General features: G+C 62.3%; 8 protein-coding genes. 2 read left to right on the top strand and 6 right to left on the bottom strand.

What is annotated here, in order from left to right; translation table 11 throughout:
* Positions 1–107 precede the first annotated feature (107 nt).
* From eno to gcvA, 5 genes are all read right to left on the bottom strand, one after another.
* Entirely contained in the window at positions 108–1397 is a 1290-nt protein-coding gene (gene eno, locus ACE3P0_RS11700) for a phosphopyruvate hydratase (protein ID WP_374402797.1), read from the bottom strand.
* Positions 1398–1575: 178 nt separating this feature from the next.
* Entirely contained in the window at positions 1576–1869 is a 294-nt protein-coding gene (locus tag ACE3P0_RS11705; RefSeq protein WP_374402798.1) for a Dabb family protein, read from the bottom strand.
* On the bottom strand, positions 1866–2705 hold the full coding sequence (gene kdsA / locus ACE3P0_RS11710; protein WP_374402799.1) for a 3-deoxy-8-phosphooctulonate synthase: 840 nt from the start codon (positions 2703–2705) through the stop codon (positions 1866–1868). The genes ACE3P0_RS11705 and kdsA overlap by 4 nt, the downstream gene beginning before the upstream one ends.
* 90 nt (positions 2706–2795) lie before the next feature.
* The gene (locus tag ACE3P0_RS11715) at positions 2796–4424 is read right to left on the bottom strand and encodes a CTP synthase (protein WP_374402800.1); all 1629 of its coding nucleotides are present in this window, start codon (positions 4422–4424) and stop codon (positions 2796–2798) included.
* Between the two features lie 87 nt (positions 4425–4511).
* Complete coding sequence (gcvA, locus tag ACE3P0_RS11720; protein ID WP_374402801.1) at positions 4512–5417, bottom strand: transcriptional regulator GcvA; 906 nt, start codon at positions 5415–5417, stop codon at positions 4512–4514.
* Between the two features lie 86 nt (positions 5418–5503).
* Between gcvA and ACE3P0_RS11725 the strand changes: the two genes are divergently transcribed.
* Together ACE3P0_RS11725 and ACE3P0_RS11730 are read left to right on the top strand one after the other, a co-directional pair.
* On the top strand, positions 5504–5794 hold the full coding sequence (locus ACE3P0_RS11725; RefSeq protein ID WP_374402802.1) for a DUF2917 domain-containing protein: 291 nt from the start codon (positions 5504–5506) through the stop codon (positions 5792–5794).
* A 7-nt stretch (positions 5795–5801) separates the two neighbouring features.
* On the top strand, positions 5802–5927 hold the full coding sequence (locus tag ACE3P0_RS11730; RefSeq protein ID WP_256378349.1) for a hypothetical protein: 126 nt from the start codon (positions 5802–5804) through the stop codon (positions 5925–5927).
* Between the two features lie 29 nt (positions 5928–5956).
* Here ACE3P0_RS11730 and ACE3P0_RS11735 read toward each other — a convergent pair.
* Positions 5957–6616, bottom strand: a 660-nt coding sequence (locus ACE3P0_RS11735) for an acyl-CoA dehydrogenase family protein (RefSeq protein ID WP_374402803.1), incomplete at its 5' end; no start/stop codon positions are given.

Here is a 6616-nt window from a genome sequence, read left to right on the forward strand (position 1 = left end):
CGTCATGAATAACTGAAAACGCGCGAATTCTATCGGAATATCAAAGAGAAAGGGCCGCGAAGCGGCCCTTTCCAGCGATTCGGCAGCCGGCTTTCGCCGGCGCGCGATCAGCGGTTACGCAGGTTGTAGAAAGCCGACAGACCCGGGTAGAACGCGACATCGCCCAGATCTTCTTCGATGCGAAGGATCTGGTTGTACTTGGCGATACGATCGGAACGCGACAGCGAACCGGTCTTGATCTGGCCAGCGTTCAGGCCGACCGAGATGTCCGCAATCGTCGAGTCTTCAGTTTCGCCCGAACGGTGCGAGATCACGGCGGTGTAACCAGCGCGCTTGGCCATTTCGACCGCAGCAAAGGTCTCGGTCAGGGTGCCGATCTGGTTCACCTTGATCAGGATCGAGTTGCAGATGCCCTTGTCGATGCCCTCTTTCAGGATCTTGGTGTTGGTCACGAACAGATCGTCACCCACCAGCTGAATCTTCTTGCCCAGGCGATCGGTCAGGAGCTTCCAGCCTTCCCAATCTTGCTCGGCCATGCCGTCTTCGATCGAGATGATCGGGAACTGGTCGACCAGGGTTGCCAGGAAGTCGACCTTCTGGGCAGCGGTCATCGACAGCTTCTCGCCTTCCATCTCGTACTTGCCGTTCTTGTAGTACTCGGACGCAGCACAGTCCAGACCCAGCAGGATGTCCTTGCCCGGCACGTAGCCAGCCTTCTCGATCGCTTCAACGATCAGTTCCAGCGCTTCCTTGGCACCGGAGACGTTCGGGGCAAAGCCGCCCTCGTCACCAACGGTCGTCGGGTAGCCCTTCTTGTGGAGGATCTTGCTGAGGTTGTGGAAGACCTCAGCACCGTAACGCAGCGCTTCCTTGAAGGTCGGCGCGCCCACCGGCAGGATCATGCATTCTTGGAAGTCGAGGCTGTTGTTAGCGTGCGCGCCACCGTTGATGATGTTCATCATCGGCACCGGCAGGCTCATGCCACCCGAACCACCGAAGTAGCGATACAGCGGCAGGCCAGCTTCTTCAGCAGCAGCACGGGCCACGGCCATCGACACGGCCAGCAGCGCGTTGGCGCCCAGGCGCGACTTGTTTTCGGTGCCGTCGAGGTCGATCATCGTCTTGTCGATGAAAGCCTGTTCTTCGGCATCCAGACCCACGAGCGCTTCGCAGATCTCGGTGTTGATGTTGTCGACAGCCTTCTGGACACCTTTGCCCAGGTAGCGAGCGGCATCGCCGTCGCGCAGTTCGATCGCTTCGCGCGAACCGGTGGAAGCGCCCGACGGCACCGCAGCGCGGCCCATCACGCCGGATTCGAGCAGCACATCCGCTTCAACCGTGGGGTTGCCGCGCGAATCAAGGATCTCGCGGGCGACTACATCAACGATAGCACTCATGGTTTTTCCCTTTTCTCTATCAAGACTGTGCCGCCTATGGGGGCGGCATCCCTCTCATCCGCCGGATAACCGGCGGTGCGGCGCCCGCTGACGGGGGAGTGTCCCGGACGCGCATGACCGATGAAACTTTTTAATTTTAAGCTGCCGAGTGTGTCGGCGCTTTGACCGTGCGCAGACTTCAGCCGTCGAGATCTGCGAAAGCGAGATCCGAAATCGGCTCCCACAACGCGACGACCTTCAGATGCTCCGGATGAACGAAGTAGGCCTCCAGCGCCTCGCGGCTATCGAAGCCCGACACCAGCACATAGTCCCAACCGCAGACGTCCGGCGTCGTATTGAAGCCGCACTGCCATGTGCGGATCTGCGGCACCTTGGCCGGCAGCTCGCTCATTGCCACATGGGCTGCGCGGGCGGCCGCCGAATCAGCCGCCACCCCCTGCTTGAGCTTCAGCAGTACAACGTGCGTGATCACAGCGTCGTTTCGATGAAACCGTGACGCTTCACCAGCAGGTCGATTTCCTTCAACGTTGCCAGCAGCGCGCGCATCTTCGGCAGCGGCCACGCGTTCGGGCCATCTGACAACGCCTTGGCCGGGTCCGGATGCGTTTCCATGAACAGGCCGGAAATGCCCGTTGCCACGGCGGCACGCGCCAGCACCGGCACATGCTCACGCTGACCGCCACTCTTGTCGCCCTGCCCGCCCGGCAGCTGCACCGAGTGCGTCGCGTCGAACACGACCGGGCAGTTCGTTTCGCGCATGATCGCCAGCGAGCGCATGTCAGACACCAGATTGTTGTAGCCGAACGACGCGCCGCGTTCGCAAACCAGGATGGTGTCTGCGCCGCCAGCCGCTTCCTTCGCCTTTGCGACGACGTTCTTCATATCGCCCGGAGCAAGGAACTGGCCCTTCTTGATGTTTACCGGCTTGCCCGTCGCCGCAACGGCGCGGATGAAGTCCGTCTGACGGCACAGGAAAGCTGGCGTCTGCAGCACGTCGACATACTGCGCGACGATGGGGGCTTCCTGCTCGGTGTGCACATCGGTCACGACCGGCACCTTCACCGTCTCACGCACCTCGGCAAGGATCTCAAGACCCTTCATCATGCCGAGCCCGCGGAAGCTGTTGCCCGAGCTGCGGTTGGCCTTGTCGAAGGACGACTTGTAGATGAACGGGATGCCCAGATCGGCCGTGATGCTCTTGAGCTCGGCTGCCGTGTCGAGCGCCATCTGGCGGGACTCGATCACGCACGGGCCGGCCATCAGGAAGAAGGGCTTGTCGAGACCGACTTCGAAACCGCAAAGATTCATTGTTGTTTCCTCGCTGCCCGCTGCGCATGCATCTGCCATGGCAGTGGGCGAAAAAATGGCCGGCTTGAAGCCGGCCATCTGATTTTCGGCTTACCGCTTTGCCGCCTGCGCCATCGCGGCGCGAACGTAAGCGGTGAACAATGGATGCCCCTGGCGCGGGTTGGAGGTGAATTCCGGATGGAACTGCACGCCCACGAACCACGGGTGATCCGGCAGTTCGATCATCTCACACAGGTCGGTACCAGGCGCGCGACCGGATACACGGAGACCCGCTTCTTCCAGCTTCGACAACAGGGTGTTGTTGACCTCGTAGCGATGGCGGTGACGTTCCACGACTTCCGGCTTGCCGTAGATCTCGCGAGCGAGCGTACCTTCGCCCATCAGGCAGGTCTGGCCACCCAAGCGCATCGTGCCGCCGAGGTCGGAATTCTCGTCGCGTTTCTCGACCTTGCCGGTGCGATCTTGCCATTCGGTGATCAGGCCGATCACCGGATACGGCGAGTTCTTGTCGAACTCGGTCGAATGCGCGCCGGCCATGCCCGCAACGTGGCGGGCAAACTCCACCACCGCCAGCTGCATGCCAAGACAGATACCCAGGTAGGGCACCTTGTTCTCGCGCGCGAATCGGATCGCCGCGATCTTGCCTTCGGTACCGCGGCGACCAAAGCCACCCGGAACGAGGATCGCATCCATACCGGCCAGCACGCCGGTGCCGTCCTTTTCGATCTGCTCGGAGTCGATGTAGTGGATGTTCACCTTGCTCAGCGTGTGCATGCCGGCATGCGACAGCGCTTCGGTGAGCGACTTGTACGACTCGGTCAGGTCGACGTATTTGCCGACGAAGGCCACGTTGACCGAATGCTCGGGGTTGTCGCGCGCGAAGACGAGCTTGTCCCACAGCGACAGATCAGCGGCACGTGCCAGGATGGCAAGCTTGTGGCAGACGATCTCGTCGAGCATCTGGTTGTGCAGCATCGCCGGGATCTTGTAGATCGAATCGGCGTCCAGCACTTCGATGACGGCTTCCGGCATCACGTTGCAGAACAGTGCGATCTTGCGGCGCTCGTCGACCGGAATTTCGCGGTCGGAGCGGCACAGCAACACGTCCGGCTGAATGCCGATTTCGCGCAGTTCCTTGACGGAGTGCTGCGTCGGCTTGGTTTTCAGCTCGCCGGCCGTCGCGATGTACGGCAGCAGCGTCAGATGCATGAAACAGGTGTTGTTGCGACCTTCTTCGATGCCCATCTGGCGGATGGCTTCGAGGAAGGGGAGCGACTCGATGTCACCCACGGTACCGCCGACTTCGATGATCGCCACGTCGGCGCCTTCAGCGCCGCGCTTGACGTAGCGCTTGATCTCGTCAGTGATGTGCGGGATGACCTGAACGGTCTTGCCCAGATACTCGCCGCGGCGTTCCTTCTTGATCACGGCGTCGTAAATCTGGCCGGTCGTGAAGTTGTTGCGCTTGGACATCTTGGCGCTGGTGAAGCGCTCGTAGTGCCCGAGGTCGAGATCGGTCTCAGCGCCATCCTCAGTCACGAAGACTTCCCCGTGTTGGAACGGGCTCATCGTGCCTGGATCGACGTTGATGTAGGGATCGAGCTTGAGGTGGGTAACCCGGAGGCCGCGGGATTCGAGGATGGCCCCCAGCGAAGCAGCTGCAATGCCCTTGCCTAGCGAGGACACCACGCCGCCGGTGACGAAGACGTACTTGGTCATGGCGAAACGGGATGCTGGTAAAAAGAGATGATAGCGCATCCAGCCCTCCCCTCCAAACCGGACGTCTTCGAGCCCGCGCGCTTAGGCCTATAACGAGCGCCTGACCTCTTCCAGCAACCAGACGCGGAAACGCTGTACTAGGGGCAACTCCGCCGAGGCTGGCGTCGTGACAATCCAGTAGCTGGACGGCAAAGGGCGCACCCGATCGAAGAGTTGCACCAGGCGACCCGCGGTGAGATCGGTGATAGCCAGGCTTCGCCGCGTCAGCACAACACCAGCGCCTTCCACCGCAGCTTGCAGCGCCAGACTCGAATCGTTGTAAGACAGCAGCTTGGGCGGCGCTGCCAAACTCAGCCCCTCGGCGGCGAACCAGTCTGGCCAGTCCTCGCCCTGCCCGTGCAGGAGCTGCACATCGCGCAAATCGGCCGGCGCCGCAGGAAGACGCCCACCGCGATAAGCCGGGCTCACCGCAACGAGCAACTCATCAGCCATCAGGAACTCGCTGAGCAAGCCCGGATAGCGGCCTCCGCCGAAGCGGATCGCGACATCCACCCCCTCTGACACGAGATCCACCAGCGCTTCAGACGACCGAATGTTCAACTCGATGTTGAGCTCCCGTTCGAGGAAGCGGCCGATGCGCGGCGACAACCAGCGCGCGGCGAAGGAAGGCATCGTCGTCACCGTCAGACGGCGCGGGTTGGTACGGCGCCGCAACGCTGCCGCACGCTCGGCGATGCTTAGCAGTGCATCGTGCGCCGTATCCCACAAAGCGGCGCCGGCAATCGTCAGCGCGACACCACGCCCCTTTCGCTCGAACAGCGCGACACCGATCCATTCCTCCAAAGCCTTGACCTGCTGGCTGACCGCACCGTGAGTCACCGACAGTTCTTCGGCCGCGGCAGTGAGGCTGCCCAAGCGCGCAGCCGCTTCGAAAGCACGGAGCGCCCCGAGGGGCGGCAGCGGCGGCAGCGCCGATCTGTTAGTTGGTCTCATAGCTCAGTTAGAAAGTATCGGAGCACGTATTTGCCCGAAACAGCAGACTTCGAGCTACCGAATCGACGCTTCAGGAGCCCCCAATCATGAAAGTCAATCTAACACAGACCCAGCTGAGTCTTGAACCGGGCAGCGTGCTCGCACTGACCGACGCTGCCGGGGTGGCCCTGCACTGCGAGGCAGGTCGGCTGTGGCTCACCACGCCAGACCAGCCCGGCGACCACATTCTCGATGCCGGCATGAGCTTCCCGATAACCGGACGCGGAAAGCTGGTGCTTGAAGCGATGGAGGCGAGCCGCCTTTCGATGCAACGGCCTGCCCGCACAACGGAACACCTTATCCCCCAAACGCCCAGTCTGAGCTGGGCAGAAAGCTGAGGACATCATGGCCTTCGAACTCTTCCTCGCACCGGTCTTCGTAGTCGTTGTCGCCGCCGCGGCCGACGCGGTCATCCGCACGACGAAGTACCGCCTCCCCCGCGCAGACCAACCGCGTCCGCGCGCTGACTGAAGCCGCCGCCCGGCACGGTGCCGGGCGGTTTACAGCGCCCGCGCGATCAGCTCTTTCATGATCTCGTTGGTGCCACCGTAGATCTTCTGCACCCGCGCATCGGCCCACAGGCGCGCGATCGGGTACTCGCTCATGTAGCCGTAGCCGCCGAAGAACTGAAGGCACTCGTCGAGCACCTTGCACTGCTGCTCGGTACACCAGCTCTTCGCCATGTAAGCCGCGGTGGCATCAAGCCGGCCGTCGAGCAGGCGCTGAACGCAGTCGTTCACAAAGACCCGCATCACATGCGCAGTGGTGGCGCATTCGGCGAGCTTGTGGCGGGTGTTCTGGAAGTCGAACACCGTCTGGCCGAAAGCCTTGCGTTCCTTCGTGTAGTCGATCGTCAGTTCCAGCGCGCGTTCGATCACCGCAATGGCCAGCACTGCAAGCAGCATCCGCTCGTAGGGCAGCTGGCTCATCAGCTGTGCGAAGGCCTGCCCTTCGACGCCGCCCAGCAGGTTGGCCGCGGGCACTCGCACCCCATCGAAGAACAACTCGGCCGTGTCGGAGCCCTTCTGCCCGATCTTGTCGAGGATGCGCCCGACGCGGAAGCCTGGCAGGCCCTCGGTCTCCAGCACGATCAGCGATAGGCCCTTGCCGCCCTTCTCGGCGCTGGTGCGCACCACGACCACAAGAAGGTGCGCAGTAGC

This window comes from Niveibacterium sp. (assembly GCF_041909475.1).
Taxonomy (GTDB): Bacteria; Pseudomonadota; Gammaproteobacteria; order Burkholderiales; family Rhodocyclaceae; genus Niveibacterium.